We start from the raw sequence: 26,052 nt of genomic DNA on the forward strand, positions 1-26,052 counted from the left end.
GAGAATACCGTGCAACGTGAAGATGTCCTGGGAGAAGCCCTGAAATTACTTGAGGTTCAAGGGATAGCCAATACCACACTGGAAATGGTGGCCGATCGTATCGATTATCCTCTTGATGAACTACAACGCTTTTGGCCCGACAAAGAGGCCATTCTGTACGATGCGTTACGTTACCTCAGTCAGCGGGTGGATATCTGGCGGCGTCAACTTTTGCTGGATGACACCCTGAGCGCTGAACAGAAATTACTGGCACGCTACACCGCGCTGTCCGAATGCGTGAGCAATAATCGCTATCCAGGCTGCCTGTTTATCGCCGCCTGTACGTTTTACCCCGATCCCGGGCATCCGATCCATCAGTTAGCCGATCAGCAAAAAAAGGCAGCACATGACTTCACCCATGAGCTGCTGACGACGCTGGAAGTTGACGACCCTGCAATGGTCGCCAAACAGATGGAACTGGTGCTGGAGGGCTGTCTGAGCCGCATGCTGGTGAATCGTAGCCATGCTGATGTCGAAACGGCACACCACCTGGCTGAAGATATCCTGCGCTTTGCTCAGTGCCGTATGGGCGGTGCGCTGACCTAAGCAAGCATGCCCGCAAGGCCGAAATGAGTCAACACACCAGCGGGTCCTGCCGCAGCAATTGCACCGTTAGTTACTGGAAACGTCGGAAAGGCTTGTGCACAACTTGCGGTAGTGTGCGGGAGTAATACAGGCCGCGTAACGTTTTCGTCAGCCTTTGCTCATATAGAAGGTCAGATAGGTAAATTGCCTGGAAGTTTTGTGCAAACTTCAGGCATAATCGCACAGATTGCCGCAATATTAAGCGGTTGAACATCTTTTCCCGAAATTTGATTGACTGGCAGACGTGAATACGGTTTAATGCGCCCCGTTGCCCGGATAGCTCAGTCGGTAGAGCAGGGGATTGAAAATCCCCGTGTCCTTGGTTCGATTCCGAGTCCGGGCACCACTATTCAAAGAACCCGTCCTAGAGGCGGGTTTTTGCTTTTATAGTTTCTGATACTTTCCAACCGATCATCTCTCAATATCTTTACTGCTCTACCCCTCACAAAATCCATATGTAAGATTAGTCGTGCCTGTTAACAAGCTGACATCTGGGTTCTATAAGAAGATGGGGTTTAACGTGATGGGATGTACAGAGGTCCGCGATCCTGAGCGACAGTACCTGTTACTCAATCCCGTGCACGGATAGCATGCAATGTGCTGCCGGGAGAGTCTGGTGTGCTGCGCTTCTCAGGCCTGCACACCGGTTACAACATGATGGGCTGGATAAAATGGTACGCTGCATCCGGCAGTTCTCACTCCCTGCAGACGCAAAAAAGCCCATCCGGCAGGATGGGCTTCTTCACTTGTTTGATGCCTGGCAGTTTATGGCGGGCGTCCTGCCCGCCACCCTCCGGGCCGTTGCTGCGCAACGTTCAAATCCGCTCCCGGCGGATTTGTCCTCCTCAGGAGAGCACTCACCGACAGACCACAGATAAAACAAAAGGCCCGGTCTTTCGACCGGGCCTTTTGCTTTTATTTGATGCCTGGCAGTTCCCTACTCTCGCATGGGGAGACCCCACACTACCATCGGCGCTACGGCGTTTCACTTCTGAGTTCGGCATGGGGTCAGGTGGGACCACCGCGCTACAGCCGCCAGGCAAATTCTGTTTATCAACACGCTTTTCGCATGTCGATGTAATCTGTAATCAAGCTGAATATCGTGTCTCTTTCGCCAAAACATCTTCGGCGTTGTAAGGTTAAGCCTCACGGTTCATTAGTATCGGTTAGCTCAACGTATCGCTACGCTTACACACCCGACCTATCAACGTCGTCGTCTTCAACGTTCCTTCAGGACCCTTAAAGGGTCAGGGAGAACTCATCTCGGGGCAAGTTTCGTGCTTAGATGCTTTCAGCACTTATCTCTTCCGCATTTAGCTACCGGGCAATGCCATTGGCATGACAACCCGAACACCAGTGATGCGTCCACTCCGGTCCTCTCGTACTAGGAGCAGCCCCCCTCAATTCTCCAGCGCCCACGGCAGATAGGGACCGAACTGTCTCACGACGTTCTAAACCCAGCTCGCGTACCACTTTAAATGGCGAACAGCCATACCCTTGGGACCTACTTCAGCCCCAGGATGTGATGAGCCGACATCGAGGTGCCAAACACCGCCGTCGATATGAACTCTTGGGCGGTATCAGCCTGTTATCCCCGGAGTACCTTTTATCCGTTGAGCGATGGCCCTTCCATTCAGAACCACCGGATCACTAAGACCTGCTTTCGCACCTGCTCGAGCCGTCACTCTCGCAGTCAAGCTAGCTTATGCCTTTGCACTAACCTCCTGATGTCCGACCAGGATTAGCTAACCTTCGTGCTCCTCCGTTACTCTTTAGGAGGAGACCGCCCCAGTCAAACTACCCACCAGACACTGTCCGCAACCCGGATTACGGGTCTACGTTAGAACACCAGCCATTAAAGGGTGGTATTTCAAGGTTGGCTCCATGCAGACTGGCGTCCACACTTCAAAGCCTCCCACCTATCCTACACATCAAGGACCAGTGTTCAGTGTCAAGCTATAGTAAAGGTTCACGGGGTCTTTCCGTCTTGCCGCGGGTACACTGCATCTTCACAGCGAGTTCAATTTCACTGAGTCTCGGGTGGAGACAGCCTGGCCATCATTACGCCATTCGTGCAGGTCGGAACTTACCCGACAAGGAATTTCGCTACCTTAGGACCGTTATAGTTACGGCCGCCGTTTACCGGGGCTTCGATCAAGAGCTTCTCCTTACGGATAACCCCATCAATTAACCTTCCGGCACCGGGCAGGCGTCACACCGTATACGTCCACTTTCGTGTTTGCACAGTGCTGTGTTTTTAATAAACAGTTGCAGCCAGCTGGTATCTTCGACTGATTTCAGCTCCATGAGTAAATCACTTCACCTACATATCAGCGTGCCTTCTCCCGAAGTTACGGCACCATTTTGCCTAGTTCCTTCACCCGAGTTCTCTCAAGCGCCTTGGTATTCTCTACCTGACCACCTGTGTCGGTTTGGGGTACGATTTCGTGTTACCTGATGCTTAGAGGCTTTTCCTGGAAGCAGGGCATTTGTTACTTCAGCACCGTAGTGCCTCGTCATCACACCTCAGCGTTAACAAGACTCCGGATTTACCTGGAATCTCCGCCTACATGCTTAAACCGGGACAACCGTCGCCCGGCTAACATAGCCTTCTCCGTCCCCCCCTCGCAGTAACACCAAGTACAGGAATATTAACCTGTTTCCCATCGACTACGCCTTTCGGCCTCGCCTTAGGGGTCGACTCACCCTGCCCCGATTAACGTTGGACAGGAACCCTTGGTCTTCCGGCGTGCGGGTTTTTCACCCGCATTATCGTTACTTATGTCAGCATTCGCACTTCTGATACCTCCAGCAACCCTCACAGGCCACCTTCAACGGCTTACAGAACGCTCCCCTACCCAACAACACATAGTGTCGCTGCCGCAGCTTCGGTGCATGGTTTAGCCCCGTTACATCTTCCGCGCAGGCCGACTCGACCAGTGAGCTATTACGCTTTCTTTAAATGATGGCTGCTTCTAAGCCAACATCCTGGCTGTCTGTGCCTTCCCACATCGTTTCCCACTTAACCATGACTTTGGGACCTTAGCTGGCGGTCTGGGTTGTTTCCCTCTTCACGACGGACGTTAGCACCCGCCGTGTGTCTCCCGTGATAACATTCTTCGGTATTCGCAGTTTGCATCGGGTTGGTAAGTCGGGATGACCCCCTAGCCGAAACAGTGCTCTACCCCCGAAGATGAGTTCACGAGGCGCTACCTAAATAGCTTTCGGGGAGAACCAGCTATCTCCCGGTTTGATTGGCCTTTCACCCCCAGCCACAAGTCATCCGCTAATTTTTCAACATTAGTCGGTTCGGTCCTCCAGTTAGTGTTACCCAACCTTCAACCTGCCCATGGCTAGATCACCGGGTTTCGGGTCTATACCCTGCAACTTAACGCCCAGTTAAGACTCGGTTTCCCTTCGGCTCCCCTATTCGGTTAACCTTGCTACAGAATATAAGTCGCTGACCCATTATACAAAAGGTACGCAGTCACCCCATAAAGAGGCTCCCACTGCTTGTACGTACACGGTTTCAGGTTCTTTTTCACTCCCCTCGCCGGGGTTCTTTTCGCCTTTCCCTCACGGTACTGGTTCACTATCGGTCAGTCAGGAGTATTTAGCCTTGGAGGATGGTCCCCCCATATTCAGACAGGATACCACGTGTCCCGCCCTACTCTTCGAGTTCACAACACATGCACTTTTGTGTACGGGGCTATCACCCTGTATCGCCGGACTTTCCAGACCGTTCCACTACCACACATGCTGATTCAGACTCTGGGCTGCTCCCCGTTCGCTCGCCGCTACTGGGGGAATCTCGGTTGATTTCTTTTCCTCGGGGTACTTAGATGTTTCAGTTCCCCCGGTTCGCTTCATTACGCTATGTATTCACGTAATGATAGTGTGACGAATCACACTGGGTTTCCCCATTCGGAAATCGCCGGTTATAACGGTTCATATCACCTTACCGACGCTTATCGCAGATTAGCACGTCCTTCATCGCCTCTGACTGCCAGGGCATCCACCGTGTACGCTTAGTCGCTTAACCTCACAACCCGAAGATGTTTCGTAAAACACTTCAGTGTTGCGAAAATTTGAGAGACTCGGACACACCGCTTTTCATTTCTTGTTTACGGAGAAATGAAACAGTGTGTCGTTTCAATTTTCAGCTTGATCCAGATTTTTAAAGAGCAAATATCTCAAACGAGACTCGAAAGTCTGTTTTGAGATACTTCGGTCGGCGACTTTCACTCACACATACCAGCAAGTGGCGTCCCCTAGGGGATTCGAACCCCTGTTACCGCCGTGAAAGGGCGGTGTCCTGGGCCTCTAGACGAAGGGGACACTGAAGTCTCAATCGCAAGACGCCTTGCTATTTACTTTTCATCAGACAATCTGTGTGAGCACTACAAAGGTCGGTTCTTTAAGGTAAGGAGGTGATCCAACCGCAGGTTCCCCTACGGTTACCTTGTTACGACTTCACCCCAGTCATGAATCACAAAGTGGTAAGCGCCCTCCCGAAGGTTAAGCTACCTACTTCTTTTGCAACCCACTCCCATGGTGTGACGGGCGGTGTGTACAAGGCCCGGGAACGTATTCACCGTGGCATTCTGATCCACGATTACTAGCGATTCCGACTTCATGGAGTCGAGTTGCAGACTCCAATCCGGACTACGACATACTTTATGAGGTCCGCTTGCTCTCGCGAGGTCGCTTCTCTTTGTATATGCCATTGTAGCACGTGTGTAGCCCTACTCGTAAGGGCCATGATGACTTGACGTCATCCCCACCTTCCTCCAGTTTATCACTGGCAGTCTCCTTTGAGTTCCCGACCGAATCGCTGGCAACAAAGGATAAGGGTTGCGCTCGTTGCGGGACTTAACCCAACATTTCACAACACGAGCTGACGACAGCCATGCAGCACCTGTCTCAGAGTTCCCGAAGGCACCAAAGCATCTCTGCTAAGTTCTCTGGATGTCAAGAGTAGGTAAGGTTCTTCGCGTTGCATCGAATTAAACCACATGCTCCACCGCTTGTGCGGGCCCCCGTCAATTCATTTGAGTTTTAACCTTGCGGCCGTACTCCCCAGGCGGTCGACTTAACGCGTTAGCTCCGGAAGCCACGCCTCAAGGGCACAACCTCCAAGTCGACATCGTTTACGGCGTGGACTACCAGGGTATCTAATCCTGTTTGCTCCCCACGCTTTCGCACCTGAGCGTCAGTCTTTGTCCAGGGGGCCGCCTTCGCCACCGGTATTCCTCCAGATCTCTACGCATTTCACCGCTACACCTGGAATTCTACCCCCCTCTACAAGACTCTAGCCTGCCAGTTTCGGATGCAGTTCCCAGGTTGAGCCCGGGGATTTCACATCCGACTTGACAGACCGCCTGCGTGCGCTTTACGCCCAGTAATTCCGATTAACGCTTGCACCCTCCGTATTACCGCGGCTGCTGGCACGGAGTTAGCCGGTGCTTCTTCTGCGAGTAACGTCAATTGCTGCGGTTATTAACCACAACACCTTCCTCCTCGCTGAAAGTACTTTACAACCCGAAGGCCTTCTTCATACACGCGGCATGGCTGCATCAGGCTTGCGCCCATTGTGCAATATTCCCCACTGCTGCCTCCCGTAGGAGTCTGGACCGTGTCTCAGTTCCAGTGTGGCTGGTCATCCTCTCAGACCAGCTAGGGATCGTCGCCTAGGTGAGCCGTTACCCCACCTACTAGCTAATCCCATCTGGGCACATCCGATGGCAAGAGGCCCGAAGGTCCCCCTCTTTGGTCTTGCGACGTTATGCGGTATTAGCTACCGTTTCCAGTAGTTATCCCCCTCCATCGGGCAGTTTCCCAGACATTACTCACCCGTCCGCCACTCGTCACCCAAGGAGCAAGCTCCTCTGTGCTACCGTTCGACTTGCATGTGTTAGGCCTGCCGCCAGCGTTCAATCTGAGCCATGATCAAACTCTTCAATTTAAGTTTGATGCTCGTGAATTAAACTTCGTAATGAATTACGTGTTCACTCAGAGACTTGGTATTCATTTTTCGTCTTGCGACGTTAAGAATCCGTATCTTCGAGTGCCCACACAGATTGTCTGATAAATTGTTAAAGAGCAGTTGCGACGCGCTTTAGCGCTCTGTCGCGAGGTGGCGTATATTACGCTTTCCTCTTTCAGAGTCAACCCTCATTTTCAGGTTTTTCTCTTCAACCGAACCGGCTGTTTGTGTGAAGTGATTCACATCCGCCGTGTCGATGGAGGCGCATTATAGGGAGTTTCCCGCGGCCCGCAACCCTTAAATTGCAGAAAAATGACTGACCGCTGCATTCCACAGCAAAACCCCGCCTTATACCCATTTACACACAGAGTTATCCACAATCGTAAGCAAAATAGTGGTCAGCCTCCCTGAAAGAAGTGAAAGCAGATAAGGAAATCTCTATATAAAAAGAGACTCGCTCTACGTTATATATAGAAGAAAAGCCCAGGCAGCCCATGCCCCATCATCCCTACCACCTTTGAATTACGCATCCCATCAGGCGATAATACCCATACAAACCGTGATTCCAGGACCGTGATGAGACACTCTCTGCAACGTACTGCTATACGCAAACGCCCGATGAAGCTCGGCACTACCGTGATCCTCATGGTCAGTGCTGTACTCTTCTCCGTACTGCTTGTCGTTCATCTGATTTATTTCTCGCAAATCAGCAACATGACGCGCGATGCATTAGCGGGTAAAGCGCTTGCGGTCGCACGAACGCTGGCAAACTCCCCGGAGATCCGCCAGGGGCTAATGAAAAAGCCCGAGGAAAGCGGTATTCAGGCGATTGCCCAGGCGGTGAATAAGAGCAACGATTTTTTGTTCATCGTCGTCACCGATATGCAAAGCATTCGTTACTCCCATCCCGAAGCGCAGCGAATCGGTCAGCCGTTTAAAGGCGATGACATTTTGCTGGCCCTGCAAGGGAAAGAGAATGTCGCCATTAATCGCGGATTTCTGGCGCAAGCCCTGCGCGTATTTACCCCTATTTATGACGAGCATCACCGGCAGATAGGCGTCGTGTCGATCGGCCTTGAGCTAAGCAGGGTGACAGAGCAGATCAATAACAGCCGTGGCAGCATCTTTTGGTCCATCTTATTTGGCGTGCTGGTTGGGCTGCTCGGCACATGGGTATTTGTCAAAGTCCTCAAGCGTATTCTGTTTGGTCTGGAGCCTTATGAAATCTCCAATCTGTTCGAACAACGCCAGGCGATGCTGCACTCTATAAAGGAAGGCGTCATTGCCGTTGACGAGTGCGGTGAAGTGACGCTGATAAACCAGGCGGCACAAGAGTTGCTGGATTACCACAAATCGCAAGACGATGCCCAGCTCTCCACGCTCAGCCACGCATGGTCAAAAGTGGTCGATTTTTCACAGGTACTGCATGACGGAACGCCGCGTCGCGATGAAGAGATCATGGTGAAGGATCGGCTACTCTTAATTAACACGGTTCCGGTACTCAGCAACGGTAAAATCATCGGGGCCATTTCAACATTCAGAGATAAGACTGAAGTCCGAAAACTAATGCAACGACTGGACGGCATGGTCAACTATGCCGACGCACTTCGTGAACGATCCCACGAATTCATGAATAAATTGCACGTGATTCTGGGATTATTGCATCTGAAAAGTTATAAGCAGCTTGAAAATTACATCCTGAAGACCGCGAACAGTTATCAGGAAGAGATTGGCTCACTGTTAGGAAAAATAAAATCCCCGGTGATCGCAGGATTTTTACTCAGTAAGATTAATCGCACATCTGATTTAGGCCATAGCCTGGTGATCAGCAATGAAAGCCAGTTGCCGGAAAACAGCAACGAAGATCAGGTGGCTGTGCTGATTACCGTTCTGGGGAATTTGATTGAAAACGCCCTGGAGGCGCTAGGTCAAGAACCTGGTGGCGAGATCAGCGTATCCTTGCATTATCGACACGGCTGGTTGCATTGCGAAGTGAATGACGATGGTCCGGGGATTGCCCCCGAACACATTGAGCACATCTTTGAGAAGGGCGTTTCGTCAAAAGGAACCGAACGGGGCGTTGGTTTAGCGCTTGTTAAACAACAGGTTGAAAACGTTGGCGGCAATATTTCCGTCGAGTCAGAACCTGGGATCTTCACCCAATTTTTTGTACAGTTACCGTGGAATGGTGAGAGGGCCAGCAGATGATCAATGTCTTAATTGTCGATGACGATGCAATGGTAGCGGAATTAAACCGCCGTTATGTCGCGCAACTCTCCGGTTTTCATTGCTGCGGCACAGCCTCCACGCTGGAGAAAGCAAAAGAGATAATCTTTCATAGCGGTAATCATATCGATTTGATTTTGCTTGATATTTATATGCAAAAAGAAAACGGTCTGGATCTGTTGCCTGTATTGCACAGCGAAGGTTGCAAGTGTGATGTCATTGTCATCTCTTCCGCCGCTGACGCGACCACCATCAAAGACTCTCTCCACTATGGTGTCGTTGACTACCTGATCAAACCGTTCCAGGCGTCCCGTTTTGAAGAGGCGCTGACCGGCTGGCTACAAAAGAAAACCGAGATGGAAAAGCATCAGTACTATGAACAGTCTGAGCTTGACCAGTTGATTCACGGCAGCTCCTCCAATGAACAGGAAGCGCGGCGCTTACCTAAAGGATTAACGCCACAAACGTTACGCACGCTGTGCCAGTGGATTGATGAGCATCAGGATCAGGAATTCTCCACCGATGAACTGGCCAACGAGGTCAATATCTCGCGCGTTTCTTGCCGTAAATATCTTATCTGGCTCGTCAATTGTCACATCCTATTTACCAGCATCCATTATGGCGTAACCGGTAGACCGGTTTATCGTTACCGCGTTCAGGCTGAACATTACTCATTACTAAAACAATATTGCCAATAAAAACAATTTGGGATTATTTGTTATTTGAAAGTAACAATTATTAAAATAATGAAAAATCCCTTCTTTTCTGAATCATGCTGCAGAATTATAAATTTGCGTTAGATCAAATATATTTGTATCCAGCATGTTAAATGTATTATTTTAATATTGATTAACGTCACACTGTTTTTAATTTCAAAATCGCTAACAAAAGTTAATTAAGTATTATCTAGCTCGCAGAGTGTGTATTTTTACCCATAAAGGATTAGTCTGAAATTAACCAGACATACAAAATCTAGACTGGTAGCAATGGAGACCATGCTACGTACCATGGACACCGTACATTTTTGTGAGCAAATAAAAGTATCCGCACGCCAACCTCATCACATTATGAAATGGCGTGAGCGTGATCACACAAATAACCTACTCACCCATTCTGTCGGTGGTTCACGAAATAGCGGAAAACGCAAAACAGATAAATTACAGCGTCAACCGCAGCTCTCCATGTCCAGCTCTGCTTCCCATCGCCTGAGGATTCTCTCCTCTGATCAAAGCCACAGAAAAAAGCTAAATATCGCCATAACGTTAAAAAAACATTCTAGCAAGACATTTGAACATTAATCGCAAATACGGACATATCGAATACTGACCATTTTTTGATGCCTATTCCGGCAAAAAAGAATGTGGCACAGATCCATTTTTCAAAAAATTGACTGGTTTTTTCGCGAGGGTAAATAAAATGTTATTTAGTATACAACTTCTTATAATATTAATATGTTTGTTTTATGGTGCCAGAAAGGGCGGTATCGCGCTGGGTTTATTAGGCGGTATCGGCCTGGTCATTCTGGTTTTCGTTTTCCATCTCCAGCCGGGTAAACCACCTGTAGATGTAATGCTGGTTATTATTGCCGTGGTGGCCGCATCGGCAACCTTGCAAGCCTCCGGCGGCCTTGACGTTATGCTGCAAATCGCTGAAAAGCTGCTGCGCCGTAACCCAAAATACGTTTCCATCGTCGCCCCGTTCGTTACCTGCACCCTGACGATTCTCTGCGGTACAGGCCACGTGGTATACACCATCCTGCCAATCATTTATGACGTTGCCATTAAGAACAATATTCGCCCGGAACGTCCGATGGCGGCGAGTTCTATCGGTGCGCAGATGGGGATTATCGCCAGCCCGGTGTCCGTGGCCGTTGTATCACTGGTCGCAATGCTGGGTAACGTAACGTTTGAAGGCAAGCATCTTGAATTCCTCGACCTGCTCAGCATCACTATCCCGTCTACCCTGTTGGGTATCCTGGCGATCGGTATCTTCAGTTGGTTCCGCGGTAAAGATCTGGATAAAGATGAAGAGTTCCAGAAGTTTATTTCCGTCCCTGAAAACCACAACTACGTTTATGGCGATACCGCCACACTGTTAGACAAAAAGCTGCCGAAAAGCAACTGGCTGGCCATGTGGATCTTCCTTGCCGCTATCGCCGTTGTTGCCGTGCTCGGCGCGTTCTCTGAGCTGCGCCCTACCTTCAGCGGCAAACCGCTGTCAATGGTACTGGTTATCCAGATGTTCATGCTGCTGACCGGTGCGCTGATTATTATCCTGACGAAGACCAATCCCGCTTCAATATCTAAAAACGAAGTCTTCCGTTCCGGTATGATCGCGATTGTGGCGGTGTACGGTATTGCCTGGATGGCCGAAACAATGTTCGGCGCGCACATGACGGAAATCGAAGGTGTGCTGGGCAATATGGTGAAAGAGTATCCGTGGGCCTATGCAATTGTTCTGCTGTTGGTTTCCAAATTTGTAAACTCCCAGGCTGCGGCGCTGGCGGCGATTGTTCCGGTCGCACTGGCAATTGGGGTTGATCCAGCGTACATCGTTGCTTCCGCTCCGGCATGTTACGGTTACTACATTCTGCCGACTTACCCGAGCGATCTGGCGGCTATTCAGTTTGACCGTTCCGGCACCACCCACATTGGCCGTTTCGTTATCAACCACAGCTTCATTCTACCTGGGTTGATCGGCGTGAGCGTATCCTGTGTCTTTGGTTGGATCTTCGCCGCAATGTACGGTTTCCTGTAATTACAGTGCGCGTGCCGTCCGCTTTGGAACGGCACGCCACCGTCAAGACACAGAGAATTTTAAAATTCCTGAGAAAAATGAAAAGGCTGGAAGCAAATGTCAAAAGTTGAATTCACTTATCAGGCGGCTTTCCCACTGGGGGAAGACAAAACTGAGTACTACCTGCTGACCTCCGATCACGTCAGCGTCGGCGAGTTTGAAGGCGAAACAATCCTGAAAGTAGCCCCTGAAGCACTTACGCTACTGGCCCAACAAGCCTTCCACGATGCCTCCTTCATGCTCCGCCCTGAACACCAACAGCAAGTCGCCTCAATTCTCCATGATCCCGAAGCCAGCGAAAACGATAAATACGTAGCGCTGCAGTTCCTGAGAAACTCCGAAATCGCGGCTAAAGGCGTATTGCCAACCTGCCAGGACACCGGTACGGCAATTATCATGGGTAAAAAAGGTCAGCGCGTCTGGACCGGTGGCGGTGACGAAGCTGCACTCTCCAAGGGCGTATTTAATACCTATATTGAAGATAACCTGCGCTACTCGCAAAACGCGGCGCTGGATATGTACAAAGAAGTGAATACCGGCACCAACCTGCCCGCACAAATCGACCTGTACAGCGTGGATGGTGACGAATACAAATTCCTGTGCGTGGCCAAAGGCGGCGGTTCAGCGAACAAAACCTATCTGTATCAGGAAACCAAAGCGCTGCTGACGCCCGGCAAACTGAAAAACTTCCTGGTAGAGAAAATGCGCACGCTGGGTACCGCAGCATGCCCGCCGTACCACATTGCATTCGTCATTGGCGGCACGTCAGCGGAAAGCACCCTGAAAACGGTGAAGCTGGCCAGCACACACTACTATGACGCACTGCCGACTGAAGGTAATGCGCACGGCCAGGCGTTCCGCGATCTGCAACTGGAACAGGAACTGCTGGAAGAAGCGCAGAAACTCGGCCTCGGCGCCCAGTTTGGCGGGAAATACTTCGCGCACGATATCCGCGTGATCCGCCTGCCTCGCCACGGCGCATCCTGCCCGGTTGGTATGGGTGTGTCTTGCTCCGCAGACCGTAACATCAAGGCCAAGATTAACCGCGAAGGGATCTGGATCGAAAAACTGGAACATAACCCAGCCCAGTACATTCCGGAGTCGCTGCGCCAGGCAGGCGAAGGTGAAGTGGTTAAAGTTGACCTTAACCGCCCAATGAAAGAGATCCTCGCCCAGCTCTCTCAATATCCGGTTTCTACCCGTCTGTCGCTGAGCGGCACCATCATTGTCGGTCGCGATATTGCCCACGCGAAGCTAAAAGAACGTATTGAGTCCGGCGAAGGTCTGCCGCAGTACGTGAAAGATCACCCTATCTACTACGCGGGCCCGGCCAAAACACCTGCGGGTTATCCGTCCGGCTCTTTAGGGCCAACCACTGCGGGTCGTATGGACTCCTATGTTGACCTGCTACAGTCTCACGGCGGCAGCATGATCATGCTGGCAAAAGGTAACCGTAGCCAGCAGGTGACAGACGCCTGCCATAAACACGGCGGCTTCTATTTAGGTAGCATTGGTGGCCCGGCAGCGGTACTTGCGCAGCAGAGTATTAAACATCTGGAATGCGTGGAATACCCGGAGCTGGGTATGGAAGCTATCTGGAAAATCGAAGTCGAAGATTTCCCGGCTTTCATTCTGGTCGATGACAAAGGCAACGATTTCTTCCAGCAAATCGTCAGCAAACAATGCGCTAACTGCGCGAAGTAACCCATTCGGCCCGGCACTGGACTGACAACAGATTTTTGGCGTCAGTCCAGTGATCCCCCCGGGCCAACTTTATCCCCCCATTTACTGGCGTTGAATTTTTGCCGCTCACAGGGAATAGTAACCTTTTCCATTACTTGTGAATTCGCCATGCTCCGCACACTGAACTCCACAATCTTGCACTCTGGCGCGCTGCTCCTGGCGCTAATACTTATCTACACAGGTATCTCAGCCACGGAGAAAATCACCTGGCTGATGGAAGTTACGCCGGTCATTATTGTCGTCCCACTGTTGCTGGCGACCGTGAAGCGCTACCCGTTGACGCCGTTGCTCTACACGCTCATTTTCTTGCACGCCATCATTCTGATGGTCGGCGGTATGTATACCTACGCTAAAGTCCCTGTCGGTTTTCAGGTTCAGGAGTGGCTGGATCTCAGTCGTAACCCCTATGACAAGCTGGGTCACTTCTTCCAGGGTCTGGTGCCCGCCCTGACGGCAAGAGAGATTTTAGTGCGCGGTAATATAGTTCGTGGCCGCAAAATGCTGGCATTTTTGGTCTGCTGCGTGGCGCTGGCGATTAGCGCGATGTATGAGCTGATCGAATGGTGGGCGGCGCTGGCGATGGGTCAGGGAGCGGATGATTTTCTCGGGACGCAGGGCGACCCGTGGGATACCCAGTCGGATATGTTCTGCGCCCTGCTCGGTGCGCTAACCACGGTGCTCGTGTTGGCGGGCTGGCACAACAGACAGTTAAAAACTGCCGGATAGCGCTGACGCTTATCCGGCAATCAGCCTTACCCATTGCGAGACTTGATAACCAGAATCGGCAAGGCGAACAGGAGTGTCAGAAAGTTCGCCATGCTGACGGCAGTATCTTCAATCAATAATCCATAAATCAGCCACAACACCAGCCCACACACAAACATTACATACATTAAACCGGAGATACCCTGCGTGTTGCGGGTGGTAATGACCTTAATCGCTTGCGGTAAGAATGAGAGCGTCGTCAGGCTAGCCGCCAAATACCCAATCCACGAATGCCATTCCATAGCTACGCCTTCACATCACCTGGGGTGACTATCGCAATAGCAGGGATATCCGGTTGTTCATGCTGCTGCGGCACCTTACGGTACTTATCCAACAAATGAATCTGGACCCTGCGCAGCGTGTCGCCGTTCAGTCGGTAAAAGCGGAAGTAAAGGACTAAGGTCACCACAAAAAAGAGTGCAGGTAGCGCGATCATAATGAATTGCATACCAACAATGGTTTCTGCAGACTGCGCGACATTCGGCGCGTAATTAATCACCCCAAGTATCACTGCGATAAAGAAAGCGGCAAACGCTGACCCTCCTTTTACCACCATCGTCTGCACTGAATAAGCGATACTTTCACAACGTACATTCAGTTTGTATTCGCCGTAATCAACGGTATCCGCCACCATAATGACCTGCAACACCCAGAAAAGCGCTGAACCAATATTCAGTAAAATACCAGCAATAACAATGAGTAAGATATTATGGAAACCGGCTAACGCCATCACCAGCAGCACGATACAGCTGAGCACCGGCAGCACGGATGCCCCAGCCCACAGGATCCGTCGTGACAACGCTTTTACCAATCGAGGAAAGAAAATCAGCGTCAGCAGGTTTGCCGCTCCTGCGTAAGACATGTAGTACGGGAAGAGGCTTGCATCGCCAATCACATAAGTAAAATAGTAAATGGCAAAGCCAGCAATGATATTGGCGGCAATGTTGTAAGCCAGCGCCATGCCTAGCAGGCAGGATAACTGGTCGTTTTTATAGATGAGCCCAACGATCGCTTTCAGCCCAAGACGACTGCTGTCCGCCGTTGCCTCGCTATCTGACGAATAAACCTCATGCACATTACGCAGCGTAACAACGGTAGAAACGATAAAGAATGCAATCAGCACCAGCGTAAACATCTGGAAACCAAAGCCGCGATCGGCCCCGCCAACATAGCTCACAAAGGGCAGCGTCACCCCCGCGGTGACAAACACAGCAAGGCTTGCGAAGAAACGAGGGAACGGCACCAGTTGTTCACGCTCGCGTTTATCCAGCGTAATCGTTGGCACCAGCGACCAGAATGGAATATCCATAATGGTGTAGGTCATTCCCCATAATATATACGTCACGCAGACAAATACGACTTGCGCAGTACCCTCAAACAAATGTGCGCTAAAAAGCAAAAACAGTACCAATGAGTTCGCCAGCGTACCGAGTAAGATCCAGGGTTTAAATTTTCCCCACCGCGACCGGGTGGCGTTCACAATCCAGCCCATGATGGGATCGTTTACCGCATCCCAGATCCTTGCCGCCAGGAACAACGTTCCGACCAGCCCCACCGATAATCCCACCACGTCGGTGTAGTAATACATCAGGTACATGTACACAATACCGATGGCGAAATCCTTACCAAACGCTCCAAATCCGTAACTGAGTTTTGTTTTCAGAGAGATGCTCATAGGGTATCGGGTCGCCGTTACCAGCGCCCGCCTTCTGTTAGAGGAAACGTCAGAGGTTAAACGCCGGATGCTTTGCCCGGCGTGATGGTGTATTAACGGTGTAACCAGGCCGGCAGCCAGTCGCCATGAGACGCGATCAGATCGTCCACCAGCGCATAAATCTCCTCAATCCCCAATACCGCAGCGGTATGCGGATCCATCATCGCCGCGTGATAAACACGATCGCGATTTTCCGTCAGAATGGCTTCCGTTAGCAGGGTCTGAACATTGATATTGGTTTGCATCATGGCCGCCAAATGTGACGGGAGAGAACCCACCTTCGTTGGCTGGATACCATTCGCATCGACCAGGCAAGCCACCTCCACGCAACAGCCTTGCGGCAGGTTATCAATCAGATGGTCATTGCGAACGTTGCCATACACCACGCTCGGTTCGCCGGTCCAGATAGCGTTCATGATAGTGCTGGCATATTCACGTGACGGTTTAATCTCGATCCGCGCCGCCGTTTTGTACTCTTCCAGCTCTTTGTTCTAGTTCGCCAGCTGTTCCACACAGCGTTTTGGATACTCATCCAGTGGAACCTTATAGCGCTCAATCAGATCCTCACGCCCTGGTTTGATAAACCACGGCGTATATTCCGCGAAATGCTCCGACGACTCAGTGACGAAATAGCCCAGCTTTTTGAACATTTCATAGCGCACAATGTTCTGACAACGGGTATTACCGTGAAGATTCGGTTTCGGCGCCTGACCAGATTCATAGGCCGCCAGCAGCTCCGGATAGAGATTCACATAAGCACCGTCAGCCGTTTTACGCTCAAGTTCCAGATAAAACGCCATATGGTTGATCCCGGCGCAGCGATAGCGTAAAGAGGCCGGGTCGATGTTCAAATCGCGGGCCAGCTCCTCCGCTGTCCCTTGCACCGAGTGACACAGTCCAACCTGCTTAATATGCGGATAGCGCGCATACATTGCCCAGGTGTTCATCGCCATCGGGTTAACGTAGTTAAGCATGGTGGCCTGCGGGCAGACTTCGGTCATATCCTCACAAATCTGCCATAAATGCGGGATAGTGCGCAGCGCGCGCATAATGCCGCCTGGCCCCAACGTATCGGCAATCGTCTGCTCCAGACCATGACGTTTACACACCGCAAAATCGGTAACGGTACAAGGTTCATAGCCACCAATCTGGAAAGCGACCACCACAAAATCAGCATCCTGCAATGCCGCTTTTTGATCGGTATAGCAGGTGATACGCCCGGACGCGCCCGCTGAGTCCATCAACTTACGCACCACAATGTGTGACTCTTCCAGCCGAGTAGGATTGACGTCCATCAAGGCGATATGCGCAGATTTCAGCGCATCACGATGAAAGACGTCCCCGAGGATATTTTTGACGAAAATCGTGGAACCGGCGCCGATAAAGGTAATTTTGGGTGCAGACATCATGACTCTCCAGAACATTAGTGAACACAGTCATGGTGGCACAGCGCATTGATGAAAACTTCCGACTTCCCTGGCGAGCATTCCCATAAACTCAGATCGCCTCTTTGTCCCATACTGGATCTGAGTTTATGGGACAAAATTGCACAAAAAGCAGAGTATGCGGCCCCAAAATCTCACTATGCTCAATGATATCGGTCCGATTTGTGTCCTGATTCTCAGCCTTAATGCGCAGCAAATGACATGATTCTGATAATTCAGGAAATGGAGCAACCATGAGTACATTACCGACATCGCCTCTTCCCCCCGATCCGCACATGTGCAGCAGCGATGAAGAGCAAACCCGCAGCCCATTGTCGCTGTACTCAGAATATCAACGGATGGATATTGAGCTGCGCTCACCGCATGCTATGCCTGCCAGCCACTGGCATGGGCAGGTGGAGATTAATGTGCCGTTTGATGGCGACGTTGAGTACCTCATCAACAACGAAGTGGTGCAGATAAAACAGGGACACATTACGCTTTTCTGGGCCTGTACGCCGCATCAGCTCACGCGTCCGGGCAGCTGCCAAAGCATGGCTATCTTCAATTTACCGATGCACCTTTTCCTTTCCTGGCCGCTGGATCGCGAACTGATCAACCACGTTACCCATGGCATGGTCATCAAATCGCTGGCGTCGCAGCAGCTAAGCACCTTTGAAGTTCAGCGCTGGCAACAGGAGCTGAGCAACCCGAACGAGCAAATTCGCCAGCTCGCCATTGATGAAATTGGTCTGATGCTCAAGCGGTTTAGCCTTTCCGGCTGGCAGCCAATCCTGGTCAATAAAACTTCGCGGACGCACAAAAACAGCGTTTCGCGGCACGCCCAGTTTTACGTAAGCCAGATGCTGAGTTTTATTGCCGATAACTACGATCAGGTGCTCACTATCAACGACGTCGCGGAACACGTGAAGCTCAACGCTAACTACGCGATGGGGATTTTCCAGCGCGTAATGCAACTCACCATGAAGCAGTACATCACCGCAATGCGGATCAATCACGTCCGCGCATTGCTTAGCGATACCGATAAAACCATTCTTGACGTCGCGTTGACCGCCGGATTCCGATCCAGCAGCCGTTTTTATGACACTTTCAGCAAGTTTGTCGGCATGTCGCCGCAGCAGTACCGCAAACTGAGCCAGCAGCGCCGGCAAACAATGGCTGGCTGAGCAGCCAGAAACCACCGGCGTTACTCCAGCCTACGATCCCTATCGTTCGCCGATATCAGTATCAGCCAAAAAAATATTCCCCCTGTCGATAAACAGCGGTGAAAAATCGCCAATAAGCAAACATAACTATTTGTTTAAAAACAAATTAAACACAAATCAGACTATTTATCACCCGCTTTACAGCCCATTTTGTCAGGATAATACTTGCCTGCGTCACATTCATACGGTGTGTCTGCAATCCATAAATTGCAACCTTTCCACAACCGGGTAAAAGATGATGAAAGTATTAATTGTTGAAAGTGAGTTTCTGCATCAGGACACCTGGGTCGGTAGCGCTGTCGAACGTCTGGCTGACGCATTAAGCCGCCAAAATGTTACCGTCATTAAGTCCACCTCATTCGACGATGGTTACGCAATCCTCGCCGCTAATGAAGCCATTGATTGCCTGATGTTTAGCTATCAAATGGAACAACAAGACGAGCACCTGAACGTCAGGCAATTGATCGGCAAGCTCCACGAGCGCCAGCAAAACGTTCCCGTTTTCCTGCTGGGCGATCGCGAAAAAGCCACCGCATCGCTGGATCGCGACCTGCTGGAGCTTGTCGATGAATTCGCCTGGATTATGGAAGATACCGCAGACTTTATCGCCGGACGTGCCGTTGCGGCGATGACCCGTTACCGCCAGCAGCTTCTGCCGCCACTGTTCAGCGCGCTGATGAAGTACGGCGACATCCATGAATACTCCTGGGCGGCGCCTGGTCACCAGGGCGGTGTCGGATTTACCAAAACGCCGGCGGGTCGTTTTTACCATGATTACTACGGTGAAAACTTATTCCGGAGCGACATGGGTATTGAACGCGCATCGCTCGGCTCACTGCTGGATCATACCGGCGCATTTGGCGAGAGCGAAAAATATGCCGCCCGCGTGTTTGGCGCTGACCGCTCCTGGTCCGTAGTGGTCGGGACTTCCGGCTCTAACCGCACCATCATGCAGGCTTGTATGACCGACAACGACGTCGTGGTGCTGGATCGTAACTGCCACAAATCTATCGAGCAGGGGTTGATCCTCACCGGCGCAAAACCGGTGTATATGGTGCCAAGCCGCAACCGGTACGGCATTATCGGCCCAATCTACCCGCAAGAAATGCAACCTGAAACATTGCAGAAAAAAATCAGCGAAAGCCCGCTGACCAAAGGCAAGGCCGGGCAAAAACCGTCTTACAGCGTTGTGACCAACTGTACTTATGACGGTGTTTGCTACAACGCCAAAGAGGCCCAGGACCTGCTCGCGCAAACCAGCGATCGCATCCACTTCGATGAGGCCTGGTACGGTTATGCCCGCTTTAACCCAATTTATGCCGATCACTACGCTATGCGTGGCGCGCCTGGCGATCATAACGGTCCTACCGTTTTTGCGACCCACTCGACCCACAAACTGCTGAACGCGCTCTCTCAGGCGTCTTACATTCACGTCCGTGAAGGTCGTGGGGCCGTGAACTTCTCCCGCTTTAACCAGGCGTACATGATGCACGCCACCACCTCTCCGCTGTATGCCATCTGCGCATCAAACGACGTGGCTGTCTCCATGATGGACGGCAACAGCGGTCTGTCGCTCACCCAGGAAGTGATCGACGAAGCGGTCGATTTCCGTCAGGCCATGGCGCGTTTGTACAAAGAATTTTCCGCCGAAGGCGACTGGTTCTTCAAACCGTGGAACAAAGAAGTGGTGACTGACCCGCAAACCGGCAAAACCTATGACTTTGCCGATGCGCCAACCCAACTCCTGACCACTGACCAGAACTGCTGGGTGATGCGTCCGGGTGAATCCTGGCACGGGTTTAAAGACCTGCCGGATAACTGGAGCATGCTGGACCCAATCAAAGTCAGTATTCTGGCGCCGGGGATGGGCGATGATGGCGAACTGGAAGAGAGCGGCGTACCGGCAGCGCTGGTCACCGCCTGGCTTGGCCGCCACGGTATCGTGCCGACCCGTACCACCGATTTCCAGATTATGTTCCTGTTCTCAATGGGGATTACCCGTGGGAAATGGGGCACGCTGATCAATACCCTGTGCTCATTCAAACACCATTACGATGCCAATACACCGCTGGCGCAGGTGATGCCAGAACTGGTTGAGGAACATCCTGACACTTACGCCAACATGGGCATTCACGATCTGGGCGACACCATGTTTGCCTGGCTGAAAGAGAACAACCCTGGCAGCCGACTCAACGCGGCCTACTCCGGCCTGCCTGTTGCTGAAATCACCCCGCGTGAAGCCTATAACGCGATAGTCAGCGATAACGTTGAGATGGTGGCCATTGAAAATCTGCCGGGTCGTATAGCTGCGAATTCCGTGATTCCTTACCCACCGGGAATTCCAATGCTGCTGTCCGGGGAAAACTTTGGCGACGCCAATAGCCCGCAGATTAGTTATCTACGTTCGTTGCAGTCCTGGGACCACCACTTCCCTGGATTTGAACATGAAACCGAAGGAACGGAAATTATTGACGGTGTATATCACGTCATGTGCGTGAAAGCATAATGTCATTTTATAGATAGTCCGATTTTTAAGGTAGACATGTCATGCTTGAGTAATTCCTGAGTATTGCTGCAAAACAATAACATTGTCATACCTTTTTGCGCGGGACCACCCCGCGCTTTTTTTATACGCAAATATCACGTTTCCACTTGCGTAAAAAAAAGTGTACATAAGAAAATTCCCACCAAACATTGTAATTAATTTCAGACACGTTATTTTAATGCGGTCCTGGATTCATCATACAATTTCAATTTAGCCGATATGGTTCATCTGATGGTGAGCTACGGTGTTTTATTTTCATATTCCTGGAGTTTGGGTATGAGGGTTTGCAGCAGAGCAGCTTGTGTTGTTGTATTAACGGAGAAGGATGTTTGGTTAAGGATTAACGGTAAAGAAGCCATCAGCTTAAAAGCTAATCATATGGCGCTGGTAGCATGCGATAATAATATTATCGATTTCTCATCACTTAATAACGCACTGGTCGTACATATCAGCCGTGATATCATTAAAGACTATCTACGTTTTTTAAATAAAGACCTTTCACAGATCCCACTCTGGCAACGCAGTGCCAACCCAGTGATGACCGCCGTCTGTCTGACGCCGGATGTCTTCCGGGTGGCTGCCCAATATAGCGTAATGGACACAATGGACGAAGGTGAAAGTGTGCGCACGCGCTCGCTACTGTTCACGGTGTTATCACGCTTTCTCGGCAGCAAAAAGTTTATTTCTCTGCTCATGCATATACTACGCAGTCGTATCAGCGACAGCGTTTATCACATTATTGAGAGCGATATACATAAAGACTGGAATTTAAGCATGGTTGCCAGTTGCTTATGCCTGAGCCCCAGTTTGTTAAAGAAAAAGCTCAAAAGTGAAAATACAAGTTACAGCCAAATAATTACCACGTGTCGCATGCGTTATGCCGTCAATCAATTATTGATGGATGGCAAAAACATTTCCCAGGTCTCTCAACTGTGCGGATATAACAGTACCTCGTACTTTATATCCGTATTCAAAGAGTTCTATGGGATGACGCCTCTGCATTATGTCAGTCAACATAGGGAGCCATCCGCTGCCTGATTTTTAATCAGTTAGCGATAAGCCATAATAATATCAGCATTAGCGATACCCCCAGTCCGCCATCATAAAATAGTCTTCTGAAGAGGTATGATAAGACGTCATTTATCCTTATCAGGAGTTACTAAATATGTCGACGGATGCTGATGCTCACAAAGTGGGCTTAATCCCCGTCACCCTTATGGTGTCGGGGAATATTATGGGTTCCGGTGTATTCCTGCTACCCGCAAACCTTGCGTCAACTGGCGGGATTGCAATCTACGGATGGTTGGTCACTATTATCGGTGCTTTGGCGCTGTCGATGGTGTACGCGAAAATGTCGTCCTTAGACTCCAGTCCCGGTGGTTCTTACGCTTATGCCCGCCGCTGTTTCGGTCCTTTTTTGGGCTACCAGACCAACGTCCTGTACTGGCTGGCTTGCTGGATTGGTAACATCGCCATGGTGGTTATTGGCGTCGGTTACCTGAGCTACTTCTTCCCCATCTTAAAAGATCCGCTGGTCCTGACGCTGACCTGCGTCGTGGTACTGTGGATCTTCGTATTGCTGAACATTGTCGGACCAAAAATGATCACCCGTGTACAGGCCGTCGCAACGGTACTGGCGCTGGTGCCAATTGTCGGTATTGCCGTCTTCGGCTGGTTCTGGTTCCGGGGTGAAACCTATATGGCGGCATGGAACGTCAGCGGTATGAACACCTTCGGTGCGATTCAAAGCACTCTGAACGTAACCTTGTGGTCATTTATCGGCGTGGAAAGCGCCTCCGTCGCGGCAGGTGTGGTTAAAAATCCCAAACGTAACGTGCCTATCGCCACCATGGGCGGCGTGCTGATTGCCGCCGTTTGCTATGTGCTCTCCACCACGGCGATTATGGGTATGATCCCTAACGCGGCGCTGCGTGTTTCAGCCTCCCCGTTCGGTGATGCCGCACGCATGGCGCTGGGAGACACCGCTGGGGCGATTGTCTCCTTCTGTGCCGCGGCCGGGTGCCTTGGTTCCCTGGGCGGCTGGACGCTGCTTGCCGGGCAAACCGCCAAAGCGGCAGCCGATGACGGCCTGTTCCCACCGATTTTTGCCCGTGTTAACAAAGCCGGTACGCCGGTAGCCGGGTTAATTATCGTCGGCGTTCTGATGACCATCTTCCAGTTCAGCAGCATGTCGCCAAACGCTGCGAAAGAGTTTGGTCTGGTCTCTTCGGTCTCCGTTATCTTCACGCTGGTGCCGTATCTTTACACCTGCGCCGCGCTGCTGCTGCTCGGCCATGGTCACTTTGGTAAAGCGCGTCCGATGTACTTACTGGTGACCTTTATCGCTTTTGTTTACTGTATTTGGGCCGTTGTCGGTTCCGGTGCCAAAGAGGTGATGTGGTCATTCGTCACACTGATGATCATCACCGCGCTGTATGCACTGAACTACAATCGGATCCATAAAAACCCATATCCATTGGATGCTCCGGTAAACAATAACTAACGCAAACAGTCGTCGTTGCCCGATGGCGTAAGTTCATCGGGCCAACGCCGCCCCCCGCGATTCCTGAAATCAACATTAAGAACTTAAGGTTGGCTTAATTTTACTTTGAGAGGATTTGTAGCACTTAGTCGATGGAACCCCCCTTAATGTTAAAGCACCTGTTTAAAAGACCCACTCTCGGGCTAATCAGCTGGCTTCTCCTGATCTCATTTTATCTTGCGACTTTCCTGAACATTGCGTTCTATAAACAAGTGCTGCAAGAACTGCCCCTGGATTCTGTGCGCAACCTGCTGGTGTTTTTGTCGATGCCGGTCGTCGCTTTCAGCGTCATGAACATTGTGCTGACGCTGGCCTCATTCCTGTGGCTTAATCGCCTGGTGGCCTGCGTTTTCATTCTGGTTGGCGCATCGGCCCAATATTTCATCATGACCTACGGCATCATCATTGACCGCTCGATGATCGCCAATATGATGGACACCACACCCGCCGAAACCTTTGCTTTGCTGACGCCGCAAATGCTCATCACGCTCGGAGTAAGCGGCATTCTCGCCGCGCTCATTGCCTGCTGGGTAAGAATCAAACCGATCGCCCCGGCCATGCGCAGCGTACTGTTCCGTGGCGCGAATATTCTGATCTCCGCGCTGCTGATCGTGCTGGTCGCCGCGTTCTTCTACAAAGATTACGCCTCACTGTTTCGCAACAATAAAGAACTGGTGAAATCCCTCAGCCCATCCAACAGCATTGTGGCGACCTCTTCCTGGTATTCACACCAGAGGCTGGCCCACCTGCCGCTGGTGCGCATTGGCGAAGACGCCCATCGCAATCCGTTGATGGTGAAAGAAAAGCGTAAGAACCTGACGATTGTGGTGCTCGGCGAGACCTCACGCGGCGATAACTTCTCGCTGTCAGGCTATTCGCGCCAGACCAACCCGTTGCTGGAAAAAGATGATGTGGTCTATTTCCCCCGCACCACATCCTGCGGAACGGCAACGGCAGTATCTGTCCCCTGCATGTTCTCGGGAATGCCACGCGCGCACTACGATGAAGAACTGGCGCAGCATCAGGAAGGCGTGCTCGACATTATTCAGCGGGCGGGAATTAACGTTCTGTGGAACGATAACGACGGCGGCTGCAAAGGGGCATGCGACCGGGTACCGCACCAGAATATGACTAAGCTGAACCTGCCAGGGCAGTGTATTGACGGGGAATGCTACGATGACGTGCTGTTCCACGGGCTGGAAGAGTACATTAATAACCTGCAAGGCGACGGCGTGATTGTGCTGCACACCATCGGCAGCCACGGTCCGACCTATTACAACCGCTATCCTGCGCAGTTCAAGAAATTTACGCCAACCTGTGACACCAACGAAATCCAGACTTGTTCACAGCAACAGTTGGTCAATACCTATGACAACACCATTCTTTACGTCGACTATATTGTTGATAAAGCAATCAATATACTGAAAGAGCATCAAGATAATTTCACCACCAGCCTGGTCTACCTTTCCGATCACGGTGAATCCTTAGGGGAAAATGGCATCTATTTACACGGCCTGCCATATTCGATTGCGCCAGATACGCAAAAACATGTGCCGATGCTGCTGTGGCTCTCAGAAGATTATCAGCAACGCTATCAAGTCTCTCAGACATGTTTGCAAAAACGGGCAGGCTCAGAGGACTTCTCACAGGATAATCTCTTCTCAACCCTGCTGGGATTAACAGGCGTGCAAACACAGAAATATCAGGCGGCAGATGATATTCTGCAACCCTGCCGGGGAGGCTAAACGAATGAAAATTCTGATTGTTGAAGACGATACGTTGTTATTACAGGGACTGATACTCGCCGCGCAAACAGAAGGCTATGCCTGCGACGGCGTATCAACGGCCCGTGCCGCGGAGCAGTGTCTGGAGACCGGCCATTACAGTCTGGTGGTTCTGGACCTGGGCTTACCGGATGAGGACGGCCTGCACTTCCTGAACCGCATCAGACAGAAAAAATACACCGTGCCGGTGCTTATCCTCACCGCCCGCGATACGGTGAAAGACCGGGTCAGCGGGCTGGACGTTGGCGCCGATGACTATCTGGTCAAACCGTTCGCACTGGAAGAACTGCATGCCCGCATCCGGGCGCTGCTGCGTCGTCATAACAATCAGGGTGAAAGTGAACTCATTGTCAGTAACCTGACGCTGAATATCGGTCGTCGCCAGGTGTGGATGGATGGGCAAGAAGTTATCTTAACGCCGAAAGAATACGCACTCCTGTCGCGCCTGATGCTTAAAGCGGGCAGCCCGGTACACCGGGAGATCCTGTATAACGACATCTACAGCTGGGATAACGAACCGTCGACCAATACGCTGGAAGTGCACATTCACAACCTGCGGGACAAAGTGGGTAAATCACGTATCCGCACAGTCAGGGGATTTGGCTATATGCTGGTTGCCACTGAGGAAAGCTAAGTGAAGCTACTGCAATATCTAAAAAAACCGCTCCCTCTTCGTC

At 51.1% G+C, this 26,052-nt stretch carries 15 protein-coding genes, 2 tRNA genes, 3 rRNA genes and 1 pseudogene; 14 read left to right on the forward strand and 7 right to left on the reverse strand.

What is annotated here, in order from left to right; all coding sequences use genetic code 11:
* The first annotated feature begins 9 nt into the window (after positions 1 to 9).
* Both HV311_RS22940 and HV311_RS22945 read left to right on the forward strand, forming a co-directional pair.
* A complete protein-coding gene (locus HV311_RS22940; protein ID WP_191220514.1) occupies positions 10 to 585 on the forward strand; it encodes a transcriptional regulator in 576 nt (191 codons plus the stop codon).
* A 309-nt stretch (positions 586 to 894) separates the two neighbouring features.
* A tRNA-Phe gene (locus tag HV311_RS22945) sits at positions 895 to 970 on the forward strand.
* Between the two features lie 578 nt (positions 971 to 1,548).
* Here the strand turns inward: HV311_RS22945 and rrf are convergent.
* The 4 genes from rrf to HV311_RS22965 form a co-directional block, all read right to left on the reverse strand.
* A 5S ribosomal RNA gene (gene rrf, locus HV311_RS22950) occupies positions 1,549 to 1,664 on the reverse strand.
* 95 nt (positions 1,665 to 1,759) lie between these two features.
* Positions 1,760 to 4,666: ribosomal RNA gene (locus tag HV311_RS22955) — 23S ribosomal RNA — on the reverse strand.
* 220 nt (positions 4,667 to 4,886) lie between these two features.
* Positions 4,887 to 4,962 (reverse strand) — tRNA-Glu (locus HV311_RS22960).
* A gap of 85 nt (positions 4,963 to 5,047) precedes the next feature.
* Positions 5,048 to 6,589, reverse strand: a 16S ribosomal RNA gene (locus HV311_RS22965).
* Together the 16S, 23S and 5S rRNA genes with 1 tRNA gene alongside form the textbook arrangement of a ribosomal RNA operon.
* A gap of 597 nt (positions 6,590 to 7,186) precedes the next feature.
* On the opposite strand from HV311_RS22965, the gene HV311_RS22970 reads away from it, so the two are divergent.
* The 6 genes from HV311_RS22970 to HV311_RS22995 all read left to right on the forward strand — a co-directional run bounded on the left by HV311_RS22970 (position 7,187) and on the right by HV311_RS22995 (position 14,101).
* On the forward strand, positions 7,187 to 8,818 hold the full coding sequence (locus tag HV311_RS22970; RefSeq protein ID WP_016155492.1) for a sensor histidine kinase: 1,632 nt from the start codon (positions 7,187 to 7,189) through the stop codon (positions 8,816 to 8,818).
* Positions 8,815 to 9,534 (forward strand): two-component system response regulator DcuR, encoded by a 720-nt coding sequence (dcuR, locus tag HV311_RS22975; protein WP_016155419.1) that lies wholly within the window; start codon positions 8,815 to 8,817, stop codon positions 9,532 to 9,534. Before HV311_RS22970 ends, dcuR begins: the two co-directional genes overlap by 4 nt.
* Before the next feature lie 297 nt (positions 9,535 to 9,831).
* Positions 9,832 to 10,134, forward strand: coding sequence for a hypothetical protein (locus HV311_RS22980; RefSeq protein ID WP_131341598.1), 303 nt, complete (start codon positions 9,832 to 9,834; stop codon positions 10,132 to 10,134).
* Between the two features lie 118 nt (positions 10,135 to 10,252).
* On the forward strand, positions 10,253 to 11,593 hold the full coding sequence (dcuB, locus tag HV311_RS22985; RefSeq protein ID WP_003031873.1) for an anaerobic C4-dicarboxylate transporter DcuB: 1,341 nt from the start codon (positions 10,253 to 10,255) through the stop codon (positions 11,591 to 11,593).
* A gap of 96 nt (positions 11,594 to 11,689) precedes the next feature.
* Entirely contained in the window at positions 11,690 to 13,336 is a 1,647-nt protein-coding gene (gene fumA / locus HV311_RS22990; protein WP_016155418.1) for a class I fumarate hydratase FumA, read from the forward strand.
* Between the two features lie 147 nt (positions 13,337 to 13,483).
* The gene (locus tag HV311_RS22995; RefSeq protein ID WP_019077832.1) at positions 13,484 to 14,101 is read left to right on the forward strand and encodes a DUF2238 domain-containing protein; all 618 of its coding nucleotides are present in this window, start codon (positions 13,484 to 13,486) and stop codon (positions 14,099 to 14,101) included.
* Between the two features lie 26 nt (positions 14,102 to 14,127).
* Here HV311_RS22995 and HV311_RS23000 read toward each other — a convergent pair whose 3' ends face one another.
* The 3 genes and pseudogenes from HV311_RS23000 to melA form a co-directional block, all read right to left on the reverse strand.
* Positions 14,128 to 14,382: a SemiSWEET transporter gene (locus HV311_RS23000; protein ID WP_016155416.1), complete on the reverse strand. Its 255-nt coding sequence runs from the start codon at positions 14,380 to 14,382 to the stop codon at positions 14,128 to 14,130.
* A gap of 2 nt (positions 14,383 to 14,384) precedes the next feature.
* Positions 14,385 to 15,815 (reverse strand): melibiose:sodium transporter MelB, encoded by a 1,431-nt coding sequence (gene melB / locus HV311_RS23005; protein WP_191220515.1) that lies wholly within the window; start codon positions 15,813 to 15,815, stop codon positions 14,385 to 14,387.
* A 92-nt stretch (positions 15,816 to 15,907) separates the two neighbouring features.
* A pseudogene (gene melA / locus HV311_RS23010) lies at positions 15,908 to 17,263 on the reverse strand (alpha-galactosidase).
* Between the two features lie 269 nt (positions 17,264 to 17,532).
* Between melA and melR the strand changes: the two are divergent.
* The 6 genes from melR to pmrA all read left to right on the forward strand — a co-directional run bounded on the left by melR (position 17,533) and on the right by pmrA (position 26,009).
* Entirely contained in the window at positions 17,533 to 18,465 is a 933-nt protein-coding gene (gene melR / locus HV311_RS23015) for a transcriptional regulator MelR (RefSeq protein ID WP_016155413.1), read from the forward strand.
* Between the two features lie 277 nt (positions 18,466 to 18,742).
* Positions 18,743 to 21,010, forward strand: coding sequence for an arginine decarboxylase (gene adiA / locus HV311_RS23020; protein WP_016155412.1), 2,268 nt, complete (start codon positions 18,743 to 18,745; stop codon positions 21,008 to 21,010).
* Between the two features lie 315 nt (positions 21,011 to 21,325).
* Positions 21,326 to 22,087: an AraC family transcriptional regulator gene (locus HV311_RS23025; protein ID WP_016155411.1), complete on the forward strand. Its 762-nt coding sequence runs from the start codon at positions 21,326 to 21,328 to the stop codon at positions 22,085 to 22,087.
* A gap of 127 nt (positions 22,088 to 22,214) precedes the next feature.
* On the forward strand, positions 22,215 to 23,552 hold the full coding sequence (gene adiC / locus HV311_RS23030) for an arginine/agmatine antiporter (protein WP_016155410.1): 1,338 nt from the start codon (positions 22,215 to 22,217) through the stop codon (positions 23,550 to 23,552).
* Between the two features lie 146 nt (positions 23,553 to 23,698).
* Positions 23,699 to 25,336, forward strand: a complete 1,638-nt coding sequence (gene eptA, locus HV311_RS23035; protein ID WP_047499583.1) for a phosphoethanolamine transferase EptA — start codon at positions 23,699 to 23,701, stop codon at positions 25,334 to 25,336.
* 4 nt (positions 25,337 to 25,340) lie between these two features.
* Positions 25,341 to 26,009: a two-component system response regulator PmrA gene (pmrA, locus tag HV311_RS23040; protein WP_016155408.1), complete on the forward strand. Its 669-nt coding sequence runs from the start codon at positions 25,341 to 25,343 to the stop codon at positions 26,007 to 26,009.
* The last annotated feature ends 43 nt before the right edge of the window (positions 26,010 to 26,052 follow it).

The sequence above is a fragment of the Citrobacter sp. RHBSTW-00881 genome, from assembly GCF_013728515.1.
Classification (GTDB): domain Bacteria; phylum Pseudomonadota; class Gammaproteobacteria; order Enterobacterales; family Enterobacteriaceae; genus Citrobacter; species Citrobacter braakii.